A 23,680-nucleotide genomic window follows, 5' to 3' on the forward strand; every position below is an offset into this window, starting at 1 on the left:
GAAAAGACTCCCGCGCTGAGCCACATCAGATCCGACACCGTCGGGGACGGCGGCCAGGTGTCGCTAATACGTAGAAGTCGTAAATCACCACGGCGACGAACCAGAGCACCTGGCCGCCGACGAGGTACCCCCAGCCCTCGCGATCTGGGGCATTCGCGGCCGACCCGCGGGCCAGAACCGTGCCAAGTACGGCGATGCCACCGGAGATCGCCCAATGGATACAGGTGAGCCATTTGCCGGGGGTAGTGGAAACCATGGGGGCTGCGATCAGGAGCGCTGCGCAGGCCAGGGAACCGAGGATCAGCGTGGCCACTCCGGCCCGGCGCAGCAGCGCAAACCGATCCGTCACGCCGCGCCCCCTCTCCAGCCTCCCCCAGGCCAGTCCCGTGCTGAATCGGCGATCCGGGGTATGGGCTTTAACCAGAGCCTAGGGACGTGGGTGCGCAGCTAACGCTCTCTTGGTGGCCTTACGTCCATGTCCAGGCTCGGACGGCGCGAGCCTGATCCACCAGCCGTACCCGCTCCGCCTTGTCCTCGGTCAGGGGAACCAGCGCTCGATAGGTCTGCTCCAACGCCAGCCGGAGCTCAGCTTCCTGGGCCGGAACCCCGTCCAACGATCCCGAGCTGCTGCCATCGACCAGGTGCAGGGCCCGCTCCAAAGCCTCGGCCCGCAACCGCGCAGCCACCGCAGGCTCCACCGTCGCCGCCCGCAGCCCCGCCAGCGCCGACTCCAGGACCGAAAGATCCTCGCCGTGCCGGATCAAGTACTCCGCCCGATGCCGCCGGGCCAGCACGAAGACCCGGCTCCCCGGCGGCACGAAGTCATACGCCGCAGCAACATCCATAACCCCGCCTGCAGCCAGGGCCGACCGCACCCGCGCCAGGCCGAATGCCGAAGCCGCCACGTAGTTCGCATCAGTCCGCAAACAGGTCAGGTACAGCTGTTCCGCGAATCCAGGATCGCGCTGCTCACAAGCCAGGGCCAGCGCCAGTTTCGGCGCCAGTTCCCCCGGCACCTCCCCGTACACCGCATTGAATGCCTGCTGCGCATCGTCGAACCGGCCCGCCCGCAACGCCGACAGCCCCAGCACCCACACCGCACGCCATTCCCAGCTGTCCACCCCCAGGATCCGCCCGCACAACTCGTCGCACCGCTGCTCCTGCCCGGCCTCCAGCAGAGCCCCGGCCAGGTACAGCCGCAGCTCGGTGGAGGGGTCCGGCACGGCCTCGAGCACCGCGATCCGCACCTCCGACTCGACGTCCGGCGGAACCGCCGCCAGCGCGGCCACGAGCTGCGAATCGTCCTCAACGGCCAGCAGTTCCGGAAGCGAGCGCCAGTCCAGCGTCTCGTCGTGCGCGGCCGGTGGGCGGAACAAGGTCGAAGCGTGCGAATCCTCCGCGGCGTGCTCCCGGTCGGCCGCCACCACCTCGCGCAGCACCCCGAGCAACTGCACCCGCATCTCCTCGCACGAGGCGAACCGGTCGTCCCGGTCGGCCGCGCAGGCCCGGGCCAGCCACTGGTACAGCGAGTCGTGCCGGGCCAGCACCGGATGATCGGCCTGGGCCGGCAGGTCCACGGCGTAGGTGGTGGTGTTGCCGCGGAAGTCGATCAGCAGCGTGAGCAGGGTCCGGCCGATGGTGAAGATGTCGCTGGCCACCGAGGCCCCCAGTTCCGGGATTTCGGGGGCCTGGTAGCCGCGGGTGCCGTAGATCGCCACCTGCTCCTCGTCCAGCCGCAGCACCCCGCCCAGGTCGATCAGCTTCACCGTGTCCTGCACCTGGATCAGGTTGTCCGGCTTGAAGTCGCAGAAGACCAGGCCGTGCTCGTGCAGGTAGGAGAAGGCGGGCAGCACCTCCAGGACGAAGGCCACGGCCTGGTCCGGCGGCAGCGGGTCCACCGCGCCGCCGTTCAGCGCGGCCCGGTCGGTCAGGATCTGCTTCAGCGACTGCCCCGAGACGTGCTCCATCACGATGTAGCCGGCGCCCTCGTGGGTGGCGAAGTTCAGGATCTTGACGATCCGCGCGTGGTCGACCTGGGCCAGGAACCGCTGCTCGGCGATCGCGGCCGCCATCGCGTCCGGATCCTCGGTGTTCAGCAGCCCTTTCAGCACCACCCAGCGGCGCGAGACCTTCAGGTCGCGGGCCAGGTAGATCCAGCCCAGGCCGCCGTGCGCGATCGCCCCGACCACCTCGTACTGCCGGGCCACCAGGTCACCGGCCCGCAGCTTGGGCGTGAAGGAGAACGGTGAGCGGCAGTTCGGGCAGAACCCGTCCGGCCGGCCCGGGCGGCCCTGCCGCGAGCGGCCCACCGGCCTGCCGCACTGCGGGCAGAATCGGCGTTGCTCCGGGACCGAGGGATCGGTGAGAACGGACTCCAGAGGATCGCGCTCGGGCAGGTCCGGCACCGTGGTGATGCCCTGCCCGAGGCCCAGTCCGCGGGTTCGAGTAGGACCAGAGGACGTCCGTGAGCTGGTGGCCACGCCGCTCTCGTGAGCGCGGCGGGAACCGAGGGCGAGCCGCCCGATCCCGGAGGATCCCGAACTTCCGGAAAGCTGTGCGGAGGGAGAACTTCCGCCCGCCGAATCCAGGGCCGTGGCGGCAGAAACCGGCTCGGTGCCGAGGTCGGCGTCCGGATCGGCCGAGGACTGCTCCGGGCTACCACAGACGTTGCAGTACCCGTCCTCGAAAAGACCGTCGCACCCAGGCTCGGTACAGGCGCTACTTCCGTCCGACCCGGAAACCGAAAGCCCCGCAACGCCATCGGCCGCCGACACCGAGAGCCCACCGTCAGACGTACCCACCCCACTTCCAGGGCCGCTGGAGGGGTTACCCGATCCGCTCATCCCTCGCCCCTCCCGTACCCCGGCGTTCCCAGATCCGGCTGAACTCCGGTGTCCCGCATCCGCTGCGTGAAGATCCGCTCCAGCGAGCCGTTCTCCCGCAGGTCGGCCAGCACCCGGTTGGCGTACCGGATGAACTCCACGTCATCCTTACGGAATCCCAGCGCGATAGGTTCGTCGCTGAGCCGCTCTCCGACGATTCGGGCGTAACCGTCCTGCAGCTGATATCCGGCCAGGATCAGCACGTTCGAGGTGATCGCATCCACCTCGTCGCGCTGGAAGTAGGCCAGGCAGTCGGCCGCGTCGGCCACCGCCACCACGTTCTCCACCTGGCGCCGGCGCACCTCCTCGATCGTGGTGGTGCCCTTGGCCACACAGACGCTGCCGCCGGTCTCGGCCAGGTCCTCGATCTCCTGGACGGCCGAGTCCTCGCGCACCAGCAGCCGCTGACCGTCGCGGTAGTACTCGGCCGAGAACCCGACCCGTTGCCAGCGGTCGCAGGTCATCGTCATCGAGTGCGCCACCAGGTCGACATCCCCCTCGATCAGCGCCTTCTCCCGGCCGCCGTAGGGCATGGTGCGGAACTCGACCCGGCCGGCGTCGCCCAGGATCGCCTCGGCCATGGCCTTGGCGAGCTCGATGTCGATGCCTTCGAGCTGACCGGTCCTGGGGTTGCGCACCGAGAGCAAGGGCTTGTCCCCGGCGGTACCGACGATCAGCCGGCCTCGATCCCGGATCTGCGCCAGCGTCGTCCCGTCCGCGAACGTCGCCGGGTCGGGCAGCGACGGCAGCGGTGCGTAGGACTGGTCGGCATCGTCGCACTTCGGTGACGCAGAAGGGGACGCCTGGGCCGGCCCGGACTCGTGGGCCGGCAAGGCCCGCGACAGATCGGCCGGAACGTCGTCCGGATCGGTGGCCCCGGTGGCACCGGCGCATCCGGTGCCCAGGGCCAGCAGCGCAGCCGCCGCAACCGTGACCAGCGATCGTCTCATCGGTACTCCCCCAGCCGCCGGGCACTACCGAAAGCGGCTCCTCCAGCGGCGATCACCCCAGCCAGCACCATGGCCAGCGTGAACTGCCGGAGGCCACCGCGAGCGTCCTGAAGCCCTTCACCGGCCCCGACGGAAACCTGCTGGAGCAACGCGCTCGAGTCCGCGTCGAAGGTGGCGAACGAGGCCGCCAGCCCGTCCGAACCACGATCGGTGGCCAGCCGTACCGCCTGTCTCCAATCACCGTTCACGTCAGCCTCGTGCATCTCGGCGTGCCGGTCCCGGTACTGCCGGAAGCTAGGGAACAACTGCTCCGCCGCGCCGGAACGCACGTCGGCCACAGCCGTCTCCACGCGTTGCACCGCTTCGCCCCACTGAGCCTCGCCCTCGGGTCTGGCTCCCCGCGCCACCAACGTCAGATTCTCGGCCGCCCGGGCCTCGAAAGCGCTGGCCCGGGCTTCGACCAGGTCGGCCACCCGACGCACATCGCCGTCGCGCACACTGGCGGCCTCCCGCGAAGACAGCACCACGGCCACCAGAACCACCAACGTCACCACCGCCAACAGCGCAGAGGTGGCAGCCGCCGGCACCGTGAAGACACTACGGGTGAGCTGGGCCAGCTGAAGTTGGCTCCAGATCAGCAGGGCGCCCCCGGCCAGCACGCAGACCACGAACCCGATCGCCGCCCAGAACGCCAGGGTGAACGCCGCGTCGGCGCGATCGGTGTCTTCGGCCGCCATCGCGCCCAGCGGCGGCAGGACACTGCGGTTGAGCAGGCCAGAACCGATCTGCAGGTAGCTGGCGCCCACCGGCAAGGCCTGCCGATTGCTGCTGCGCGCCGTCTCGAGCAGCCCGGCGTACTCCGTCAGCGCCCGGTTGACCTGCACATAGCGGCCGTCCTGGGGATCGGCGGCCCGGATCACGTCGCCCGAGGCCGAGGACAACGAGGCCAGGAACTGACGACGCTGGTCGGTCGGCTCCAGCCCACCCTTCAGGAACGCTCCGGCGGCGTTGGCATCGGCCCGGAACAGCTCGACCCGGGCGGACTGCAGCAGATCCCGATGCTCCAGCGCAGCATCGGCCCGGGCCAGGGCACTGGTCATCACGGCAATCGCCAGCGCCCCACCGGCCCCGGCCAGCAGCGCCCCGGCCACCCCGGCCGCTCCCAGCTTGCGCAAGCGTCCCGGGCTTCCGGTCAGAAAGGCACGCCGGGCCCGGTTCAGCGCGGCCAGATAGGACCGCACCTCGCCCCCGGCACCCCGGGCCCGGACGGCTCCGGCCCGCGCAACCACCGGCACAACCATGCGACCTCCCCCGACGTCACTGAGGTCGAGTTCTGGAAGTCCATGCCTGATGCAGCGCACCGGCAGCCTCTTGGTTGCGGCAGCGACTTCCCGACACTCCCCTGTCCCGCTGTCCGGACGCATCCGCCCGGCTTCGCGTTGCAAGCACTCTGCTGGATGCGGGCCGGGCTTGTCAGCCCAAGATGCACCCCGGACAAGATCCGGACCGAACCGGACCGGAAACCACTGAGGCCGGGCCGGTGCACGTCGTGTACACACGGCACACGATGTACTCGAAGTACACATCGCCGATGAACCCGGGAGCGAGCGGAGGTGCCCGCACCGCCGAGAGCAGGAATGATCTAGGAATGACCGCCGCACCCCTGATCGTCGTCCTCGGCCCCTCCGGCAACGGCAAGTCCACTCTGGCCACCGCGCTCAGCGGAGTGCTGTGCGTCGACTTCCAGGACGCCGACGACCTGCACCCGCAGGCCAACGTGGCCAAGATGGCGGCCGGGGTGCCGCTGACCGACGAGGACCGGGCCCCCTGGCTGCGGACGGTGCACGAGAAACTCCTCCAGAGCAGCGAAAGCGGCCTGGTGCTGGCCTGTTCCGCGCTGAAGCGGCGCTATCGGGAAACGCTCGGCGAGGGCCTGCCCCAGCTGCGGTTCGTCCTGCCCGACGTGCCGAAGGACGTACTCCTCGAGAGGGTGGCCCGGCGCGCGAACCATTTCATGCCCGCCACCCTGGTCGACTCCCAGCTGGCCGCACTGGAGCCGCTGGGCCCCGACGAGAACGGGATCACGCTGGACGGGGTGCAGCCGGTCGGCGAGCTGACCAGCGACGTCGTGGCCTGGATCAACACCGAGCGCAAAGAGTAGCCTCGCGACTACTTTGCTTCACGCTGCAACGTTTGTGCAACGTTTCGCATGTCACCGTGACCTCGACGCCGCGACGGAGCCGTCCGGCGGATCAGGGAGGTTGCGATGCCCGAGACCGCTTTCGACCCGGCCCAGGACTACCCGGTCAGCGTCAAGCGCCCCGACCTGCTGAAAACCCCTACAGGTAAGCCGATCTCCGACCTCACCATGCAGAACGTGGTCTCTGGCCGGGTGCAGCCGGAAGACCTGCGGATCGCCCCGGACACGCTGCGGATCCAGGCCGAGGTGGCGGACGCCTCGGGCCGGCCGCAGCTGGGCCAGAACTTCCGCCGCGCCGCCGAGTTGATCGCGGTGACCGATGCCCGGGTGCTCGAGATCTACAACGCGCTGCGTCCGCACACCTCCACCAAGGAAGAACTGCTGGCGATCGCGGCCGAGCTGGAGGACAGCTACGGCGGCCGGGACACCGCCGCCCTGGTCCGCGAGGCCGCCGAGGTCTACGAACGGCGAGGCCTGCTCGCGGATACCGAAGCCTGAGCCCAGCGAACTCAGCGTCATCCGCGGCCGGTTCCCCGACGTCCGTAATTCTTCGAAGTCCCAAGGAGTCCGATGTCTTCGTTGCCCAACCCCGAACCCCCAGCTCCCCGGCACTCGCTGCGCACCGAGGTCCTGGAGAACCGCCCGGTCAACCGGGACGGCTTCGTGCAGGAATGGCCCGAGGTCGGCATGGTCGCGATGGAGAGCGACTTCGACCCCCGACCGAGCCTGCGGATCGAGAACGGCCGGATCGTCGAGATGGACGGCCTGGAGCGGGCCGACTTCGACTTCCTGGACCAGTTCATCGCCGACCACGCGATCGACGTCGACGCCGCCGAGCAGGCGATGGCGCTGGGCCCGCAGCAGGTGGCCCGGATGCTGGTCGACCCCAACGTCTCCCGCACCGAAGTCCTGCGCACCGCCCGCGGCCTGACCCCGGCGGCGCTGCTGGAGACGGTGAAGCGGATGAACATCGTCGAGATCATGATGGGCATGCAGAAGATGCGGGCTCGTCGCACTCCGGCGAACCAGGCGCACTGCACCAGCGCCCGCGACAACCCGCTGCAGGTGGCGATGGAGGCGGCCGAAGCGTCCCTACGCGGCTTCTCCGAACTTGAAACAACGCTTGGAGTAGTGCGTTACGCCCCGTTGGTAGCGATCGCCCTTCAGGTCGGCGGTCAGGTCGGGCGTGGCGGCCGACTCACCCAGTGCGCGCTGGAAGAGGCCACCGAGCTGGACCTGGGCATGCGCGGGATCACTGCCTACGCAGAGACGATCTCGGTCTACGGCACGGAATCGGTGTTCGTGGACGGGGACGACACCCCCTGGTCGAAGGCCTTCCTGGCAGCTGCCTACGCCAGTCGCGGGATCAAGATGCGCTTCACCTCCGGCACCGGTTCCGAGGTGCAGATGGGCAACGCCGAAGGCCGCTCGATGCTCTACCTGGAGATCCGCTGCATCCTGGTGACCAAAGGTGCTGGGGTGCAGGGTCTTCAGAACGGATCGATCAGCTGTATCGGGGTGCCGGGGGCGGTGCCGGGCGGGATCCGGGCGGTGGCGGCCGAGAACATGATCGCCAGCATGCTCGACCTGGAGTGCGCCTCCGGCAACGACCAGTCGTTCAGCCATTCCGCGATGCGCCGCACCTCCCGGTTGATGCCGCAGATCATGGCGGGCACCGACTTCGTCTGCTCGGGATACTCCAGCACCCCGAACTACGACAACATGTTCGCCGGCTCGAACGTGGACGCCGAGGACTACGACGACTGGAACGCGATTCAGCGCGACTACCAGATCGACGGCGGGCTGCAGCACGTCAGCGAACCGGAGATCCTGGCCGCCCGTAGCCGCGCCGGGCAGGCTCTGCAGGCGGTGTTCGCGCATCTCGGCCTGCCGGCGATCACCGATCAGGAGATCGAGACCGCGGTCTACGCGCACGGTTCCAACGATCTGCTACCGCGCGACGTCCTCGAGGACCTCAAGGGTGCGGCCGCGGTGATGGAACGCGGGGTGACCGGTCTGGACCTGGTGAAAGCGCTGCACGAGAGCGGCTTCACCGATATCGCCGACAACCTGCTGACGGTGCTGCGCCAACGGGTCTCCGGTGATCTGCTGCAGACCAGCGCGATCCTGGACGCGAATCTGGAGCCACTGTCGGCGGTGAACGACGCGAACGACTACGCCGGCCCGGGTACCGGGTACCGGCCCGGTGGTGAGCGCTGGGAGCAGATGAAAAGGCTGCGCCACGTCACCAGCGCGGAGAATCCCGAACTGGAGGTCCAGTGAACGTCCTTGAGCTACGGGAGATCGGCCGCGCCGAGAAGGGCGCCCGGCCGGACGAGGTGGTCCTCGCCCTCTCCCCCGGATTCGCCACCTTCTTCACCAAAACCATCGTGGACGTCCCCCATTCCGAAGTGGTCCGCCAGATCCTGGCCGGGATCGAGGAACAGGGTGTGCAGGCCCGGGTGATCCAGGTGAAGGCCCGCGCCGACCTGGCCGCCATGGCCCACACCGCCGCCCGGCTGTCCGGTTCCGGCATCGGGATCGGGGTACTGGCCCGGGGCACCAGCATGATCCACCAGAAGGATCTGCCCCGGCTGAGCTCGCTGGAACTGTTCCCGCAGTCGCCGCTGATGACGCCGGAGGTGTTCCGGGCGATCGGCCGCAACGCCGCGCAGTACGCCAAGGGTGAATCACCGCAACCGGTTCCGACGCTGAACGACCAGATGGCCCGGCCGCGCTGGCAGGCCAAGGCCGCACTGCTGCACCTGAAGGAGTGCGAGCTGCTGGTGAAAGGAGCACCGCCGGTCGAGGTCGAACCCGTGCTCACCGCATGAGTCTGGTGGTCGGGGTGGACATCGGCAATTCCACCACGGAGGCGTGCGCCGCGCTGATCACCGCGGAGGGCGTCGAGTTCCTGGGCAGCGGCCTGGTTCCCACCACGGGGATCAAGGGGACGACGGCGAACGTGGACGGGGTGGAGGCGGCGGTCCGAGCTGCATTGCGGACGTCCCGGCTGGCTTTACCGGCGTTGCAGAGAGTTTTCGTCAACGAGGCGACGCCGGTGATCAGTGGCCTGGCGATGGAGACCATCACCGAGACCCTGATCACCGAGTCGACGATGATCGGCCACGACCCGCGGACCCCGGGTGGGGCCGGTCTCGGGGTCGGAGTCACGGTGGCGTTCGGCGAACTGGACGAATGTTCGCCCGGCGAGAAGGTGATCGTGGTGGTTCCGGTCGGCATCGACTTCGCCGTGGTCAGCAAGGCCCTGAACGCGGCGCTGGAACGCGGGGTGGACCTGCGCGGGGCCGTACTCGGCAATGACGACGCGGTGCTGGTGGCCAACCGGATCAGCTGCTCGATCCCGATCGTGGACGAGGTGCGGCTGGTCTCGTCAGTACCACTGGGCATGACTGCGGCGGTGGAAGTGGCCGCGCCCGGCCGCACCATCCGGACGCTGTCCAACGCCTACGGCCTGGCCACGGTGTTCGAGCTGAACGCGGATCAGACCAGAGCGGTCTCGCCGGTGGCCCGAGCTCTCACCGGCATTCGCTCGGCCGTGGTGGTCCGCACACCCTCCGGCGAGGTGAGCGATCGGCACATCCCGGCCGGAACGCTCGAGCTGGGAGGCGAAACCAGCACCGTACGGATCGACGTCGGTGAAGGTGCCGAGGCGATCATGGCGGCGCTGGCCCGGGTCACACCGATGAAGGACGCGTCGGGCGAGGCGGGAACGAACGTCGGCGGGATGCTCGCGTCGGTCAAGGAGAACATGGCCGACGTCTCCGGGGTGGATCTCGCGGAGGTCCGGATCGGTGACCTGCTGGCGGTGGACACATTCGTACCGCAGGAGGTGCGGGGTGGGCTGGCCGGTGAGGTCGCGCTGGAGAACGCGGTGGCGCTGGCGGCCATGGTCCGGACCAGCCACGGCCCGATGCAGCAGGTTGCTCTCGCGATCTCCCAGCGTCTACGGAGGGAAGGTGCGGCTGAGGTAGAGGTGGTGATCGGCGGGGTGGAGGCGGAAATGGCCACGCGGGGCGCCCTGACCACGCCCGGCACCGACCGGCCGTTGGTGGTGCTCGACCTGGGTGGTGGCTCGACCGACGCTGCGCTGGCCGACCGTTCGGGGGCGATCAGCACCGTGCACGTGGCCGGCGCGGGTGATCTGGTCACCCGGCTCATCGCTTCCGAGCTCGGCGTGGAACGCGATGTGGCCGAGGAGATCAAGCAGTCGCCGCTGGCCAAGGCCGAGAGCTTCTTCCACCTCAGGCTGGAGGACGGCACGGTGCAGTTCTTCGAGGAGCCCTTGCCGCCGGAGGTGTTCGCCCGGGTGGTGGTGCTGTCCACCGATGCGCTGGTCCCGATCCCGGTCCGGCACAGCGTCGATCGCATCCGCCAGGTGCGGCGCACGGCCAAGCAGCGGGTGTTCGTGGTCAACGCGTTGCGGGCCCTCAAACAGATCGCGCCCTACCGTGACCTGCGGCAGATCGGCTTCGTCGTCCTGCTGGGCGGTTCCGCCCTGGACTTCGAGATTCCCGAGCTGATCGCCGATGCCCTGGCGCCGTACGGAATCGTCTGCGGCACCGGCAATGTCAGGGGTAGCGAAGGCCCTCGCAACGCGGTCGCCAGCGGTCTGGTGCTGTCCCGGTCATGAAACCGCACATCCTGGTTCTGACCTCAGGCCCGGCCGACCTGCTGCGCGAGATCTGCGCCGGGATGGAAGAGGAGGGCGTGCCGTTCGAGGTCGTACCGCAGGCCGACGGGCAGGCCCTGGATCTGGCCTACCAGGCCGCGCAGCGCTCCCCGCTGGAGGTCGGGATCGGCCTGGACGCAACCGGACTGACAATCGTCCATCATTCAAAACTACCCCGCGAAAAACCCATCACCCGAACGAGAACCGCACGGCAGGCCGGCCAGCAGGCCGCCCGTGTCGTGATCGGCGCCCCACTCACCCCTTGAAGGAGCCAGCATGAGCCGCCTGACCCTGACCGATGCCCAGCGGATGATCGACGCCGGGATCAAGGAGGCCACCCGAATCGGCCAGCCGATGAACATCGCCGTGGTCGACGACGGCGCTCACCTGATCGCGTTCGCCCGGATGGACGGGGCGATCAAGGCCAGCATCGACATCTCCGCCCGGAAGGCCCGCACCTCGATCATGATGAACATGCCCACCGGCGACCTGGCCACGGCCACTCAGCCCGGGGCCGAACTCTGGGGCCTGGAACAGACTTCCGGTGGCCTGGTGACGTTCGGCGGCGGCATCCCGATCATCCGCGACGGCGAAACCATCGGCGCGGTGGGAGTCAGCGCCGGATCGGTGGAACAGGACGTCACCGTGGCCGAGGCCTGCCTGAGCGCCTTCTAGCCGCTGCTTTCCCGGATTATCAGCTCGAAAGGCACCTCATAGTCGTGGGTCTCGCCCTGCGGATCGTCGAGGCGCCGGAGCAGGGCGTCCACCGCTGTCTTGGCGATACCGGCCTTGTCCGGGCGGATCGAGCTGAGCGCGGGCGTGCTGTACCGGGATGCCTCGATGTCGTCGAACCCGACCACCGCGATCTCGTCGGGCACCCGGACGCCCTGCTCGTACAGCTCACGCAGCGCCCCGGCAGCCAGCTCATCGCTGAAACAGAACAGCGCGTCGGGGCGTTCGCCCCACTGCAGAAGCTCTTTCACCGCAGCCGACGCACTGCCCCGGCGATAGTCGGGGGTGCGCAGGTACAGGCCGTCCGGGTCCAGCCCGGCGGCCCGCATGCCCTGCTGAAAGCCCTTCCACCGGTACTTCGAGGTCGCATCCCGGGCGCCGCCACTCCCCCCGAGCGCGGCGATCCGGGTGCGCCCACGCTCGACCAGGTGTGCCACCGCCTGCCGGGACGCCTCCACGTTGTCGATACCCACGTGGTCCAGCGACGTGCGGGCGGTGCGCTCGCCCAGCAGCACCAGGGGCCGGGAGCCGGCCAGACCGGCCAGGTCCACCCCGCGCAGACCCAGCGAGCTGAACAGCACCCCGTCCACCCAGCTGGCCTGGGCGAGCGAGGTGAGCAGTTCCTTCTCCCGCTTGGGATCCCCGCCGGACTCGTCGATCTGCACGGTGATCCCGACCGAGGTGGCGTAGTCGACCACCTCGTGGGCCAGTTCACCGAAGTACGAGACGTTGATCTCGGGCAGCACCAGCATGATGATGCCGGTGCGACCCTGCCGTAGGCTGCGGGCGACCAGGTTGGGCCGGTAGTTCAGCTCTTCCAGGGCGGCCTGGACCCGGGCCCGGGTGGCCGGGGCGATGTGCTGGAAGCCGTTGACCACGTTGGACACCGTACGCACGCTGACGCCCGCCTTCTCGGCCACGTCGCGCAAGGTCACCGCCATCCGGGCACCTTCTCACATCGCCCCGGCCCTCAGGGACTCAGTCCTGCCAGCCGTTGGTCGCCCCGGCCTCCAGCTTGCTGCTGTCCTTGGTGCCGGTGACGATCGCGCGGATCGTCTCGACCGGCAGCTTGGGCGTGCCGTCGGCGTAGAGCAGGCCGTTGGTCTCCTGCCCGGTGTCCATGAACTGGGTGTAGCAGAAGCCGACCACGGTGGGCGCGGCCCGCAGCGCGTCGAACAGCTCGCCGACGATGCTCTCGTACTCCGAGGGCGAGGTGACGCTGGCGTAGCCCCAGTCCTCCGGGTCCGCCGACAGCGAGATGCCGCCGAACTCGGTCATCATCAGCGGGGCCACTCCGGCGTCCCACTTGGCCAGGGCGATCGGATCGACGATCGGCTTGCGGCCCTGGACCCCGAGCTCGGAGCGGATCAGCGCGTCGGCGGCCTCGGCCGTGCCCCAGTTCTTGGTCAGGCCCGGACCGGTGGTGGTGTAGTCGTGCATCCCCAGGATGTCGCTGTCCACGTGCTCCCAGCCGTCGTTGGAGATCACCGGACGGGTCGCGTCGAGCGCGCGGGTCAGCGCGGCGAGCGCCTTGGAGAAGTTCTGCTGGGCCGCGTCGGTGGCGATGTCCTGCACGCCCCAGCTCTCGTTGAACGGCACCCAGACCACCAGGCTGGGGTGGCTGCGGTCGCGCCGCACCAGGTCGGTCCACTCGCGGGTGAGCAGCTCGATGGCGTCGTTGGAGAACGAGTACGCGGCCGCGGTCTCGCCCCAGACCATCAGGCCGAGCTTGTCGGCCCAGAACAGGAACCGCGGGTCCTCGGCCTTCTGGTGGTTGCGGACCGAGTTGAAGCCCATCGCCAGCAGCAGCTCGACCTCGGCCCGCAGCTGCGCGGTACCGGTGCTGGCGTTGTGGGTCTGCGGCCGGTAGCCCTGGTTCAGCACCGAGCGGGTGTAGATCGGCGCGCCGTTGAGCTTGAACGCCCCGCCGCCCACCTTCACGTCGCGCAGGCCGGTGTAGCTGGCCACCTCGTCGAGCACGGTGCCGGAGGAGTCCCGCACCACGACGGTGATGTCGATCAGGTTGGGGTGTTCCGGGCTCCACAGCAGCCGGGCCCGGTCCTGGCCGTTGGTCAGGGCCGGGATCTTCAGGTCCAGCTCGGTCCGCTCGGAGCGGATCGTGGTGCTCTGCTCGGCCAGCACCTCGTCGCCGAAGCTCACCGTGACCGCGACGACCGCGCCCTCGGGAAGCCGGTTCAGCGTGACCTCGCCGTGCACGGCGGTGCGCGCCACGTCCGGGCGCCAGTAGACCTCGGTGACGTGCGTGGCGGGCACCGACTCGGCCCAGACCGTCTGCCAGATGCCGGTGGTGCGCTCGTACCAGATGCCGTGGGTCTTGTCCCGCCAGTCCTGCTTGCCGCGCGGGGCCACCATGCTGAACGGGTCGTCCTCGGCCCGCACCACGATCACGTGCTCGGCCTGGCCGGCGGCGAGCACGTCGGTGACGTCCACGCTGAACGGGGTCTGCCCGCCGACGTGGTGCGCCACGTGCTGCCCGTCCACCCAGACGTCGGCGACGAAGTCCACCGCGCCGAAGTGCAGCAGCGCCCGCCGGCCGTCGGCCCGGGCCAGCACCGGGTCGGCGACCGTCCGGCGATACCAGACCACCGGGTGGAAACCGGTGTCGTGGATCCCCGAGGCGGGCGACTCCGGCGGGTAGGGCACCTCGATCCTCCGGTCGAAGCCGGCCTCGGCGCCGATCTCGTACCAGCGCCCGGCCAGGCCCTGACCTGCGTCGTCGTGGGCAAAGTCCCAGCTGCCGTCGAGGCTGGTCCACTCGCCCCGCTGGAGCAGGGGCCGGGGGTACGAACCGTCCTGTGCTGTCGCCTTCACGTCTGCGTTCCCTCTTTCAAGCGGCGTCATCGGCAGTCCGGTGCCAGCATGAGGCCTGACTTTGCAACGATGCAACCCGCAGGTGGGACGACATGCGTAATCCACTGGTCACAAAAACAGAACCAGCCCGGACAGGCCTTGCATCGATGCAAACGGGTGTGTAAACCTCCACCCACCCGAAGGGCACGTCCCTGAGAGCGCGGGCCGCACAATGAGGAGCGAATGCCGTATGCGTGGTTCGTACACACGCCGAAACTTCCTGGCCATGGGAGGCGGCCTGTCGCTGGCGGGCCTGCTGTCCGCCTGTGGCTCGCCGGTAGCCACCAGCCTGACCGGAGGCCAGCCGGCCACCGCGGATGTCATCTTCTGGCATCTGTTCGGCGGGGGCGACGGCGAGAACCTGGGCACGATGGTCGAGCAGGTCCAGAAGACGACCGGCCACTCGGTCGAATCCACCCTGTTGTCCTGGGGTAACCCCTATTACACGAAGCTCTCGCTGGCCGCCTCCAGCCAGCGGCCGCCGGACGTGGCGGTCACCCACCTGTCCCGGCTGCCGATCCTGGCCCAGGCCGGCCTGCTCACCCCCTACCGGGAGACCGGGCTGGAGCAGCTGGGCGTCACCCAGGACAAGTTCACCCCGGCCGCCTGGGAGAAGGCGACGATCGACGGGGAGACCTGGGCGCTGCCGCTGGACACCCACCCCTTCGTCCTCTACTACAACGAGGCCGCGGCCGAGAAGGCCGGTCTGCTGAACCCCGCGGGCGACAACCTGATCGACATCTCCGGCGCGGACACCTTCGTGGAGGCGCTGACCGAGCTGAAGAAGGCCACCGGCGGCTTCGGCGCGACAATGCCGACGATCACCGACCCGTCCACGGTCTGGCGCTGGTTCTACACCGTCTACAGCGGTCTGGCCGGGCCGATCGTCGAGGACTCCGGCACCCGGGTCAGCGTGGACGACGCGGCGATGGACGAGGCGTTCGCCTTCATCCAGAAGCTCACCACCGAACTGCAGCTGATGCCCGCCAGCGCCACCCCGGCCCTGGCCAACGCGCAGTTCAGCAACGGCGAGGCCGGTTTCCTGTTCGACGGGGTGTGGAACCTGCCGCTGTACGCCGGGCTGAAGCTGCCGGACGGCAGCGAGCTGAAGTACAACATGGTGCCGATCCCGGCCCTGCTCGGCGAGGAGCCGGTGGCCTACGCCGACTCGCACGCGCTGATCATCCCGGCCGCCGGCGGCCGCTCGGCCGAACGCGCGCAGTACGCCGCCCAGTTCGTCCAGGGGCTGCTGGACAACAGCACGATCTGGACCGGCGGCGGTCACGTCCCGGCCTGGCTGCCGGTGCAGGAGAGCGCCGAGTTCCAGGAGCTGAGCCCGCAGAAGAACTACGTGGACGCGGCCTTCAACGCGGTCTACGACCCGAACGGCTGGTACACCGGGGCCGGCTCGGACTTCCAGAACCAGATGGGTGGCGTGGTTTCCACCGTGCTCACCGGGGCCACCAAGCCCGCCGCGGGCACCAGCCAGATCAAGTCGGCGCTGAAGAAGCTGGCCGACACCAACGCGCCGGTCAGCTGAGGAGCAGATAGGTGACAACGACAACGACCGCTCCCGCAGTTGCCCAGGTGCGAACCACCTCGGCCGAGACCACGGGCCGGGACAACAAGGCCGGGTGGCTGTTCTCCACCCCGTTCCTGGTGCTGTACGGCCTCTTCCTGGTCGGCCCGGTGCTGGTCGGCCTGGTGATCAGCTTCTTCAACACCGCCACGGTGAAGAACGAGCTCGGCGCCTTCGTGGCGTTCGAGAACTACACGGCCGTGCTCGGCAACCTCGACTTCTGGAAGTCGATGTGGCACAGCACCCTGTTCACCCTGCTGACCGTGCCCTTCCTGGTCGTCCTGCCGCTGGTCGCGGCGATCCTGGCCAGCCGGATCGTGCGCAACCGCTGGTTCTTCCGGATCGCCTTCTTCGCCCCCTTCGTGGTGCCGTCGGCCTCGGTCGCGCTGATCTTCGCCTTCCTCTACGCCCCCGAGATCGGGCTGTTCGCCAAGGTTCTCGGCGGGATCGGGCTGCCGGTACCGGACTTCCTGGGCAGCACCAACGGCGCCTGGCTGGCGGTCACCATCCTCACCGTGTGGTGGACCTTCGGCTTCAACTTCGTGCTGTACACCGCGGCGCTGCAGGACATTCCGGAGGACACCTACGAGGCCGCGGCGATCGACGGGGCCTCGGCCTGGCAGCAGATGCGCTCGATCACCGTGCCGCTGCTGCGCCCGACCATCGGCCTGGTCCTGATGCTGCAGATCCTGGCCTCGCTGAAGGTCTTCGACCAGATCTTCATCCTGCTGGCGGGCGGGCCGAACCTGACCACCCGGCCGGTGATCCAGTACATCTACGACACCGGTTTCACCACCTACCGCGGCGGTTACGCGGCCGCGGCGACCATGGTCTACTTCCTGATCCTGGTCGCCATCTCCGCCGTCTGGATGATCGCCACCCGCCGTCGCGGCGCGGACGCGTGAGGAGCCCACGATGACTACAGCAACCCTTTCGCGCCCGGCCAAGCGCAAGGAACGCTCGCAGGCCGACAAGCTCGGCTCGAAGACGTTCAACCGGCTGGCCGCCACCTGCCTGACCCTGTGGGCGCTGCTCTGGCTGGTGCCGTTCGCCTTCACGGTGATCACCTCGTTCCGCCCGGCCACCGAGATCACCGCGAACCCGATCAGCATCTGGTCGGACAACTGGACCTTCGAGGCCTACACGGCGGCGTTCCGGCTGAACTCGATCGGCTGGTGGTACCTGAACAGCTTCCTGATCTCGACGCTGTCGGTGATCCTCACCGTGATCGTCTGCTCGCTGATCGGTTTCGGCCTGGCCCACCTGCGCTTCAAGGGCAAGAACGTCCTGGCCGTGGTGATCCTGGCCGGCCTGATGGTGCCGATGGAGGCGCTGGTCCTGCCCCAGTTCATCGAGTTCCGGGCGCTGGGCCTGCTGGGCACCTACTGGGCGCTGATCCTGCCGGCCACCGCCTCGCCGGTCGCGGTGTTCGTGTTCCGCTCGTTCTTCAAGGGCATCCCCGATCAGCTGATCGAGGCGGCCCGGATCGACGGCGCCTCGTGGTGGCGGATCTACTGGCAGGTCTGCCTGCCGCTGACCCGCCCGGCGATCTCCGCGGTCTCGATCTTCACCTTCGTCACCACCTGGAACGCCTTCCTGTGGCCGCTGCTGGTGCTGACCCAGACCAAGTCGCAGACCATCCCGGTGGGTCTGAGCGGTCTGCTCGGCGCCACCGGCGTGAACCAGGCCGAGGTGCTGGCCTCGGCCGTGCTGGGTCTGCTGCCGCTGCTGGCGGTGTTCCTGGTGGCCCAGCGTCAGATCACGCAGGGCATCGCGAGTACCGGCATCAAGTAAGGGCACCGACAACGGACGTCCGCGGCGCCTCTGGGAGGCCCGTGGACGTCCGTTGTTGTTGTGGTTTTGTGTGAGAGCCTCGGCGCCGTGCAGATCGTCGAACTCCTGGTCTCCCCGGTCCACCGCTTCGAGGGCCGGCCGTCGGACGGGCCGGTGCCGGCCGAACCGGGAGAACTGGTCGAGGAGATCACCGTGCGGGAAGGGCTGGGCGTGGTCGGCGACCGCTACTTCGGCAAGGGCAGCATTCGCTGCGTGCCGCTGACCGACGGTGTGCTGCGGTTGGGCCCGGTGCAGGTTTTCACGGCAGACCGGATCGAGCACTGGAAGGGCGGGCCCTGAGTCACCACTTGTCGAAGTGCAGGAAGTCCTCCAGCGGGGCACGCCGGCGCCAGCCGTGCCGTTCCAGGTCCGGCACCTCCTGCAACTTGCTCACCGGGCCCAGGCAGAGCCAGGCCAGCGGCCGCACTCCCTCAGGAATGCCCAGCAGCTCGGAGAGGAACGGCTCGCGGTAGAACGACACCCAGCCCACGCCCAGGCCCTCGGCGGTGGCCGCCAGCCAGAGGTTCTGGATCGCCAGGCAGACCGAGTAAAGGCCGGCGTCGGCGATCGCGTGCCGACCCAGCACGGCCGGTCCACCGCGGGCGGCGTCGTAGGTCACCACCACCGACAGGCTCGACTCCAGCACCCCGTCGATCTTGATCCGGGCGAACCGTTCCGCCTCCTCGCCCTGGAGCGTGGCCGCGAAGACGTCGCGCTCGTGCTGCACGTGGTCGTAGAACGCCTGGCGGGTGGCGAGGTCGCGGATCAGCAGGAAGTCCCAGGGCTGGGACATGCCCACGCTGGGGGCCGAGTGCGCGGCCTCCAGAACCCTGCGCAGCGTCTCGTCGGCCACCGGTTCCCCGGTGAACTCGGCCCGCACATCCCGGCGGCGGAACATCACTTCGTACAACTCAGGCACGCGGCCATTCTCCGGGGTGCCGGACAGCCATCCGCACTAGGGTCGTTGCATGGCTCACATCCACAAGGCCACGCTGACGCCGTCGAAGATCGAGCTGCTCACCCCCTGGCTGCGCTCGCGAGCCTGGGCCGACGGAGTCACCGGGGTGCGCAGCATCGGCGCCTACCGCTTCGACGACCCGGCCGGCCAGGTCGGGATCGAGACGTTCCTGCTCGAGACCCACGACGGCGATGTGCTGCACGTGCCGGCCACCTACCGCGCGGAGCCGCTGCGCGGGGCCGATGAGCATCTGATCGGCACCACCGAGCACTCGGTGCTGGGTACCCGGTGGATTTACGACGGTTGTGGTGACCCGGTGTGGGCGGCGGAGACGACTCGGGTGATCCTGACCGGTGACTCGCAGGCCAAGGAAATGGTGGACGACGGGGCCGGCGGCCTGACCGAGCGCACGCCCACCGCCACCGCGCTGGGCAGCGGCAAGGCCGGTGGTCCGGTGCCGCCGGTGGCCGGAGCCCAGCCGCACGACGAGGCCGGGTACACCGTGGTCCAGACCGGCGGGCCGGTGCTGGTGGTTGCGCGTGTGGTGGGGCGGGAGCTCAGCGGGGTGAGCCAGACCCTGACGGTGCGCTGGGCCGATGCAGAACCCGTGGTGGTAGCCGGGATTCGTCAGTAGGACCGCAGCGGCAGACGGTTCTTCGCGTGTGCGGCGACCACACACCCGAGCCCCAGGTCGTCCAGCAAGGCGCGCACATCGTCCGTCGGTAGTGAACCGTGTCGTTCGAGGGTGAGAGCGGGTCGGCCGAGATGATCGGGTGGGGTTTCGCGGTGAAAGCTGAGGATGGACGTGGACATCGGATCGAACCGCGGGTAGGCGGCGCGGGCAGCTGCTTCGTCCGGATGCTCGAGCAGGGCGAAGCCGGACACCGGGCCGAATTCCGCTTGCAGTCCGGTGGCTTTGTAGTGAGCGGGCGTGTCTTCGGCGCCTTCGGCGTGGTGGGAGCGGTTGGCCGAGGTGATGTACAGCAGATCGGCGCCGGTAGCGTCCAGACAGCGAGCCAGGAAAGCGTTTGAGGGGCAGGCATATCCGGGGGCGATCAGCTGAACCGTGCGCACGCCGGCTTGGGTCACGGTCAGATGGTCGGGGATGTGCGGCGCGGCCGGGCCTCGGAATCCGAAAGGCCCTAAGCCGTAGAAGGTGTCGATCACGGTCAGCAGACGACGGCGGGTCAGACCCGCGGGCAGGGCATTCCAGTCGAACAGTTCGGACACGGCCGACGGGGGCACGGTCACGCTTCCGGGCTGCTCCGGCGGACGCCCTTTCATCAGATTGACCCGGCGGACCGTTTCGACGTCCGGCCGAGAGGTGATCGCGTAGAAGTTGGCGAAGCCGTGGCCCACCACCGTCCCGGCCGCCAGCCAGTCGGCCAGGAGTGCCTGAGCGGCCAGGTCGCCGAGAAGCGGGCGCTGCCGTCCGGATCGTGGGGCTGGAACCGGGTGTCCGGTCTTGATCGTCGTCATCTTCCTGCCTTCGTCTGAACCTCTACAGGAGAGCGCATCGCGCGCAGCACCGATGCCGACCGAACGAGGGACATCGGTGCCGGTTCCGGCGTAGTTTGATCACAACGTGCCGAAGGGGGAAGCGTGTCCTATCCACCGCCCGTGTACCACGGCGAGTACGGCGAGAGAACTGCCTGGCTCAGGCCGGGCGATGCCGAGCCGGAACTGCCGCTGACCAAGACGGTCACCAGCTATCTGGCCACCGGGGCGCAGACCGGGGGCAAGTTCGGGCTGTACCGCTGGGACTTCCTCGGTCCGCTCAGCGGCCCGGATCCGCACTTCCACCGCAGCATCTCGGAGTCGTTCTTCATTCTGTCCGGCACCGTGCGGCTCTTCGACGGCGATCGATGGACGGATGCTCACGCCGGCGATTTCCTGTACGTTCCGGAAGGCGGCATTCACGGATTCCGTAACGAATCCGGCGAACCAGCGTCCATGCTCCTGCTGTTCGCCCCTGGCGCTCCGCGCGAGGGGTACTTCGAAGGGCTGCCCAAGCTCGCCGAACTCACCGATGAGCAGCGGGCCGAGTTCATGATCGAGCACGACACCTACTGGCTCGACTGATTTTTGACGTGAAGCAGCCCACCTCCCGACGGAGAGGTGGGCTGCTTCGATCGCTCAGGTCAGGTCAGGTCGGGTCAGGCCAGACCGCTCACCGACCAGAAGCCCGCCAGCTTGTTGACGGCCGCGTTCGGCCGGATGTCCGGGCCGACCGGGCCCTCGCCCCAGTAGTAGTCACTGAGGTTGGTGACCAGACTCGCGGTGGCCGGGCTGACCGAACGCCAGCGCACCCCGGCCGGTTCCAGGTCGCCGGCCATCGAGGCCCAGGCCTGCTGCACGGTCAGCGGGTCCCGGACCGTCCACCAGAGGAACTTCTCCTCGAAAAGGTAGTTGGCGAAGGTCTTCCCGGTACCGCCGGGGATGCAGTAGGCATTGGTGTCGAAACCGTTCATCAGGTGCAGGCCCTGGAACGCCTTGCTCCAGCGGGCGAAGTAGTCCTTCTTGCCGTTGGTGTCCTTCAGCACCTGGCAGCTCTCCAGCTGCAGCCACTCCAGGTTCACGTCACCCCAGCGGGCGTCGGCCGGGGTGATCCGGTCGTCGTCGTTCTTGCCCTTGAAGGTGAACCCGCCGGACCAGCCGTGCCCGGTGTACCACTGGGCGTCCACCTTGTCCACGTAGCTGTCGTCCCAGCCGCCCTGGGCCTTGTCCTTGAAGTCCTTCTCGAAGGCGCTGGCGCCCCGCCAGTCGAAGGCGATGCTGTGCCCCTGGCTCTTCATCACCGACTTGAACCCGTTGGCGCTGTCCTGGGCGCACTGCCACTCGTCGATCGTCTGCTCGATGCCGTTGCTGGCGAGCGAACCGCCCGCGCCGCCCTGGGCCCCCTCGGCCTTGCCCTCACCCTTGAAATTGGTGAGGCTCACGCTCGCCGTCGAGACCAGGCCGTTCGCGTCCGTCGCGGTGACCGTCACCGTCTCGATCACGTCGCCCTTCTCCGGCCGGCGCACTCCCTTGTACTTGACCTGCGCTCCGGTCTCGCCCTCCAGCGTCGCCGTCGAGGAGGACCAGCGGTACGAGACCGGCGCCGTGCCACCCCGCACGCCCGCAGCAGCGGCGATGACCGACCCGTCGCCCGAGACCTTCAGCGCCACCTTCGGAGTCTGGCCGGGTATCGCGGCGACCAGCTTGCCCTGGGCCTTGTCCGAGGTACCGAGCGGGCTCTGCGGTTGGCAGACGTAATGCGGCAGAACGGAATTGACCGTTCCCTTGCCGCTTGCGCGCTGCGCGGTCAGGGCCGGGGCGTAGTAACCGAGCGTGGGCAGATCCTGCTTCACCGCCTGGCCGTAGAGCTGGACGCACGTCTTGAGCGCATCCTCCGGCGAGATGATCGTGACCTTCTGCGCAGCCTTCACCTTGCGCACGGCCTGGCCGAGCTGGACCACCGAGTCACCGGCGAACGAGACCCGGGCCTTGGCCCCCGGACCGATCACCGGAACCCCGCCCAGCGTCAGCTGATACGAGACCGTCGTGTCCAGGTTGACGCTGCGCTTGACCCTTCCGTTCAGGTCGCTCTCGTCCACCGTGGTGTTGCCGACCACCGGCACCACCCCGTAGCCGTCGGGCACCGGGAGCAGGCCCTTCGCCTTCTGCAGCGCATCTCGCGGCGCCAGCGTCTTGATCTCGGCCAGCGCTGCGGTGTCCACCGCCTCGGACACCACCTCCCGGCCGGACTCGTCCTTTCCCTTCACCGGATTGCCGGCAGTGTCGGTGACCGTGCGAGTTGGTACTCGGGCGAACCTCTTCGAGTCGACGTAGGCGAAGGAACCGTCCGAGCGCAAGGCGTTCCCCACCCCTGCGCTGCGGGCCAGCACCGCTGCCTCCTTCTCGGTAAGACCTTCTTGGACGACGTCGTAAATCACTGCCGTGTATTCCTTCTCGGGCGCCGCCTGCGCGGCCCCCGGGATGAGCACGGCACCAGTCGTGGCCGCGGCCATCGAGACAACGAGGGCAGCACGGCCCCGGGTAGTTCTGGGCATTGGAAACTCCTGATCGGAAAGGCCGGACGGGCAGGCCCGGCACCCGGAAAGGAGTGGATCAAGAGCCCGCCAGATACACGCTGCGCAACCAGGATTTAACTTTGCGCTACCCTTGAGTAGTCCGGAGCGGGCCGCTGACCTGCGGAGTAAGGTCCGGTGCCGTGAAGCTTCGTGAAGAACGCGTGTCCTTGCCCTCGACCGCCCCCGGCACCGGCCACGAGATCCAGGCGGTGATCATCGCCCCGGCCGACGACCTCCCCCGCCCCGGCGTCCTGCTCTACACCGACATCTTCCAGCTGACCGAGTCGACCCTGCGCACCGCCCGCCGCCTGGCCGCCTCCGGCTACCTGGTCTGCGTCCCCGAGATCTACCCGCGCGGCGACCTGGCGGGCGTGGCCCTGGAATTCGACGACCCGGGCAAGGCCCGAGGCATGGCCGGCGCCGCCTCCATGCCCACCGCCGAGTTCGACGAAGACCGGATCAGCGCCCTCGACTACCTGGCCACCCGCCCCGACGTCACCGACCTCCTGGTCACAGGCTTCTGCATCGGCGGCCACCTCGCCTTCCGCGCCGCCTTCGACCCCCGCGTCGCCGCCACCGTCTGCTTCTACCCCACCGGCCTGCAGGACGGGAAACTTGGCGCTGACATTGCGGATTCGCTGTCCCGCGCCGCCGACATCAACGGCCGCCTGCTCGTCGTTTTCGGCTCCAAGGACCCCCACGTCCCCGCCGACGCCCGCCTCCAGGTGATCTCAGCCCTCTACTCCGCCGGGCTGGAAGACGTGGAACTGCACGTCTACGCCGGGGGCGAGCACGCTTTCATGCGCGACATCGGTGCGCGGCACGATCCTGAACTCACGGATCTGGCACTGCGCGAGGCGGTTTCGTTCTTCCAGGGACGTTCGTAGTTGCAAACGTAGAGCAGTGGGG

Annotated in this window: 23 protein-coding genes; 14 read left to right on the top strand and 9 right to left on the bottom strand. The window is 68.7% G+C overall.

The window, feature by feature from the left end; translation table 11 throughout:
* Nucleotides 1–25: 25 nt before the first annotated feature.
* The 4 genes from LR394_RS37960 to LR394_RS37975 all read right to left on the bottom strand — a co-directional run bounded on the left by LR394_RS37960 (nt 26) and on the right by LR394_RS37975 (nt 5,133).
* Nucleotides 26–349, bottom strand: coding sequence for a hypothetical protein (locus tag LR394_RS37960; protein WP_231449550.1), 324 nt, complete (start codon nt 347–349; stop codon nt 26–28).
* A 118-nt stretch (nt 350–467) separates the two neighbouring features.
* A complete protein-coding gene (locus LR394_RS37965) occupies nt 468–2,801 on the bottom strand; it encodes a serine/threonine-protein kinase (protein WP_231449551.1) in 2,334 nt (777 codons plus the stop codon).
* A 38-nt stretch (nt 2,802–2,839) separates the two neighbouring features.
* Complete coding sequence (locus LR394_RS37970; protein ID WP_231449552.1) at nt 2,840–3,832, bottom strand: transporter substrate-binding domain-containing protein; 993 nt, start codon at nt 3,830–3,832, stop codon at nt 2,840–2,842.
* Nucleotides 3,829–5,133, bottom strand: a complete 1,305-nt coding sequence (locus tag LR394_RS37975) for a hypothetical protein (protein ID WP_231449553.1) — start codon at nt 5,131–5,133, stop codon at nt 3,829–3,831. Before LR394_RS37975 ends, LR394_RS37970 begins: the two co-directional genes overlap by 4 nt.
* Before the next feature lie 347 nt (nt 5,134–5,480).
* On the opposite strand from LR394_RS37975, the gene LR394_RS37980 reads away from it, so the two are divergent.
* From LR394_RS37980 to LR394_RS38010, 7 genes are all read left to right on the top strand, one after another.
* Entirely contained in the window at nt 5,481–5,993 is a 513-nt protein-coding gene (locus tag LR394_RS37980) for a gluconokinase (protein ID WP_231449554.1), read from the top strand.
* Nucleotides 5,994–6,098: 105 nt separating this feature from the next.
* Nucleotides 6,099–6,530: a diol dehydratase small subunit gene (locus tag LR394_RS37985; protein ID WP_231449555.1), complete on the top strand. Its 432-nt coding sequence runs from the start codon at nt 6,099–6,101 to the stop codon at nt 6,528–6,530.
* Nucleotides 6,531–6,602: 72 nt separating this feature from the next.
* On the top strand, nt 6,603–8,315 hold the full coding sequence (locus tag LR394_RS37990; RefSeq protein WP_231449556.1) for a propanediol/glycerol family dehydratase large subunit: 1,713 nt from the start codon (nt 6,603–6,605) through the stop codon (nt 8,313–8,315).
* A complete protein-coding gene (locus LR394_RS37995) occupies nt 8,312–8,866 on the top strand; it encodes a propanediol/glycerol family dehydratase medium subunit (protein ID WP_231449557.1) in 555 nt (184 codons plus the stop codon). Before LR394_RS37990 ends, LR394_RS37995 begins: the two co-directional genes overlap by 4 nt.
* A complete protein-coding gene (locus tag LR394_RS38000) occupies nt 8,863–10,686 on the top strand; it encodes a diol dehydratase reactivase subunit alpha (RefSeq protein ID WP_231449558.1) in 1,824 nt (607 codons plus the stop codon). Before LR394_RS37995 ends, LR394_RS38000 begins: the two co-directional genes overlap by 4 nt.
* Nucleotides 10,683–10,991 carry a glycerol dehydratase reactivase beta/small subunit family protein gene (locus LR394_RS38005; protein ID WP_231449559.1) on the top strand — a complete coding sequence of 103 codons (309 nt, stop codon included), beginning with the start codon at nt 10,683–10,685 and terminating at the stop codon, nt 10,989–10,991. The genes LR394_RS38000 and LR394_RS38005 overlap by 4 nt, the downstream gene beginning before the upstream one ends.
* 10 nt (nt 10,992–11,001) lie before the next feature.
* Nucleotides 11,002–11,400 carry a GlcG/HbpS family heme-binding protein gene (locus tag LR394_RS38010; RefSeq protein ID WP_231449560.1) on the top strand — a complete coding sequence of 133 codons (399 nt, stop codon included), beginning with the start codon at nt 11,002–11,004 and terminating at the stop codon, nt 11,398–11,400.
* Here the strand turns inward: LR394_RS38010 and LR394_RS38015 are convergent.
* On the bottom strand, nt 11,397–12,398 hold the full coding sequence (locus tag LR394_RS38015) for a LacI family DNA-binding transcriptional regulator (RefSeq protein WP_231449561.1): 1,002 nt from the start codon (nt 12,396–12,398) through the stop codon (nt 11,397–11,399). The genes LR394_RS38010 and LR394_RS38015 overlap by 4 nt on opposite strands.
* Before the next feature lie 37 nt (nt 12,399–12,435).
* Nucleotides 12,436–14,289: a glycoside hydrolase family 2 protein gene (locus LR394_RS38020; protein ID WP_231449562.1), complete on the bottom strand. Its 1,854-nt coding sequence runs from the start codon at nt 14,287–14,289 to the stop codon at nt 12,436–12,438.
* 229 nt (nt 14,290–14,518) lie between these two features.
* On the opposite strand from LR394_RS38020, the gene LR394_RS38025 reads away from it, so the two are divergent.
* The 4 genes from LR394_RS38025 to LR394_RS38040 all read left to right on the top strand — a co-directional run bounded on the left by LR394_RS38025 (nt 14,519) and on the right by LR394_RS38040 (nt 18,040).
* Nucleotides 14,519–15,868, top strand: coding sequence for an extracellular solute-binding protein (locus tag LR394_RS38025; RefSeq protein WP_231449563.1), 1,350 nt, complete (start codon nt 14,519–14,521; stop codon nt 15,866–15,868).
* Nucleotides 15,869–15,879: 11 nt separating this feature from the next.
* Nucleotides 15,880–16,812 (top strand): carbohydrate ABC transporter permease, encoded by a 933-nt coding sequence (locus LR394_RS38030; RefSeq protein ID WP_231449564.1) that lies wholly within the window; start codon nt 15,880–15,882, stop codon nt 16,810–16,812.
* 10 nt (nt 16,813–16,822) lie between these two features.
* Nucleotides 16,823–17,701 carry a carbohydrate ABC transporter permease gene (locus tag LR394_RS38035; RefSeq protein ID WP_231449565.1) on the top strand — a complete coding sequence of 293 codons (879 nt, stop codon included), beginning with the start codon at nt 16,823–16,825 and terminating at the stop codon, nt 17,699–17,701.
* A gap of 87 nt (nt 17,702–17,788) precedes the next feature.
* On the top strand, nt 17,789–18,040 hold the full coding sequence (locus tag LR394_RS38040) for a hypothetical protein (RefSeq protein WP_231449566.1): 252 nt from the start codon (nt 17,789–17,791) through the stop codon (nt 18,038–18,040).
* A gap of 1 nt (nt 18,041) precedes the next feature.
* On the opposite strand, the gene bluB is transcribed toward LR394_RS38040, so the two are convergent.
* Nucleotides 18,042–18,659: a 5,6-dimethylbenzimidazole synthase gene (bluB, locus tag LR394_RS38045; protein WP_231449567.1), complete on the bottom strand. Its 618-nt coding sequence runs from the start codon at nt 18,657–18,659 to the stop codon at nt 18,042–18,044.
* Nucleotides 18,660–18,708: 49 nt separating this feature from the next.
* Between bluB and LR394_RS38050 the strand changes: the two genes are divergently transcribed.
* Nucleotides 18,709–19,332 (top strand): CG0192-related protein, encoded by a 624-nt coding sequence (locus LR394_RS38050; RefSeq protein ID WP_231449568.1) that lies wholly within the window; start codon nt 18,709–18,711, stop codon nt 19,330–19,332.
* Here LR394_RS38050 and LR394_RS38055 read toward each other — a convergent pair.
* Nucleotides 19,326–20,177, bottom strand: coding sequence for a hypothetical protein (locus LR394_RS38055; protein ID WP_231449569.1), 852 nt, complete (start codon nt 20,175–20,177; stop codon nt 19,326–19,328). The genes LR394_RS38050 and LR394_RS38055 overlap by 7 nt on opposite strands.
* Nucleotides 20,178–20,300: 123 nt before the next feature.
* On the opposite strand from LR394_RS38055, the gene LR394_RS38060 reads away from it, so the two are divergent.
* A complete protein-coding gene (locus LR394_RS38060; RefSeq protein ID WP_231449570.1) occupies nt 20,301–20,780 on the top strand; it encodes a cupin domain-containing protein in 480 nt (159 codons plus the stop codon).
* Between the two features lie 74 nt (nt 20,781–20,854).
* Here LR394_RS38060 and LR394_RS38065 read toward each other — a convergent pair whose 3' ends face one another.
* Entirely contained in the window at nt 20,855–22,750 is a 1,896-nt protein-coding gene (locus LR394_RS38065) for a DUF6345 domain-containing protein (protein WP_231449571.1), read from the bottom strand.
* 161 nt (nt 22,751–22,911) lie between these two features.
* Between LR394_RS38065 and LR394_RS38070 the strand changes: the two genes are divergently transcribed.
* Complete coding sequence (locus tag LR394_RS38070) at nt 22,912–23,658, top strand: dienelactone hydrolase family protein (RefSeq protein ID WP_231449572.1); 747 nt, start codon at nt 22,912–22,914, stop codon at nt 23,656–23,658.
* Nucleotides 23,659–23,680: the final 22 nt, after the last annotated feature.

It is taken from the genome of Kineosporia babensis, from assembly GCF_021129305.1.
GTDB lineage: Bacteria > Actinomycetota > Actinomycetes > Actinomycetales > Kineosporiaceae > Kineosporia > Kineosporia babensis.

Bases quoted from the DNA above. Each gene is read 5' to 3' on its own strand.
- LR394_RS38055 (WP_231449569.1), bottom strand. From the start codon at position 20,177: ATGACGACGATCAAGACCGGACACCCGGTTCCAGCCCCACGATCCGGA.
- LR394_RS37975 (WP_231449553.1), bottom strand. From the start codon at position 5,133: ATGGTTGTGCCGGTGGTTGCGCGGGCCGGAGCCGTCCGGGCCCGGGGT.
- LR394_RS37980 (WP_231449554.1), top strand. From the start codon at position 5,481: ATGACCGCCGCACCCCTGATCGTCGTCCTCGGCCCCTCCGGCAACGGC.
- LR394_RS38010 (WP_231449560.1), top strand. From the start codon at position 11,002: ATGAGCCGCCTGACCCTGACCGATGCCCAGCGGATGATCGACGCCGGG.
- LR394_RS38005 (WP_231449559.1), top strand. From the start codon at position 10,683: ATGAAACCGCACATCCTGGTTCTGACCTCAGGCCCGGCCGACCTGCTG.
- LR394_RS38000 (WP_231449558.1), top strand. From the start codon at position 8,863: ATGAGTCTGGTGGTCGGGGTGGACATCGGCAATTCCACCACGGAGGCG.
- LR394_RS38025 (WP_231449563.1), top strand. From the start codon at position 14,519: ATGCGTGGTTCGTACACACGCCGAAACTTCCTGGCCATGGGAGGCGGC.
- LR394_RS38015 (WP_231449561.1), bottom strand. From the start codon at position 12,398: ATGGCGGTGACCTTGCGCGACGTGGCCGAGAAGGCGGGCGTCAGCGTG.
- LR394_RS38050 (WP_231449568.1), top strand. From the start codon at position 18,709: ATGGCTCACATCCACAAGGCCACGCTGACGCCGTCGAAGATCGAGCTG.
- LR394_RS37990 (WP_231449556.1), top strand. From the start codon at position 6,603: ATGTCTTCGTTGCCCAACCCCGAACCCCCAGCTCCCCGGCACTCGCTG.
- LR394_RS38035 (WP_231449565.1), top strand. From the start codon at position 16,823: ATGACTACAGCAACCCTTTCGCGCCCGGCCAAGCGCAAGGAACGCTCG.
- LR394_RS37985 (WP_231449555.1), top strand. From the start codon at position 6,099: ATGCCCGAGACCGCTTTCGACCCGGCCCAGGACTACCCGGTCAGCGTC.
- LR394_RS38065 (WP_231449571.1), bottom strand. From the start codon at position 22,750: ATGCCCAGAACTACCCGGGGCCGTGCTGCCCTCGTTGTCTCGATGGCC.
- LR394_RS37970 (WP_231449552.1), bottom strand. From the start codon at position 3,832: ATGAGACGATCGCTGGTCACGGTTGCGGCGGCTGCGCTGCTGGCCCTG.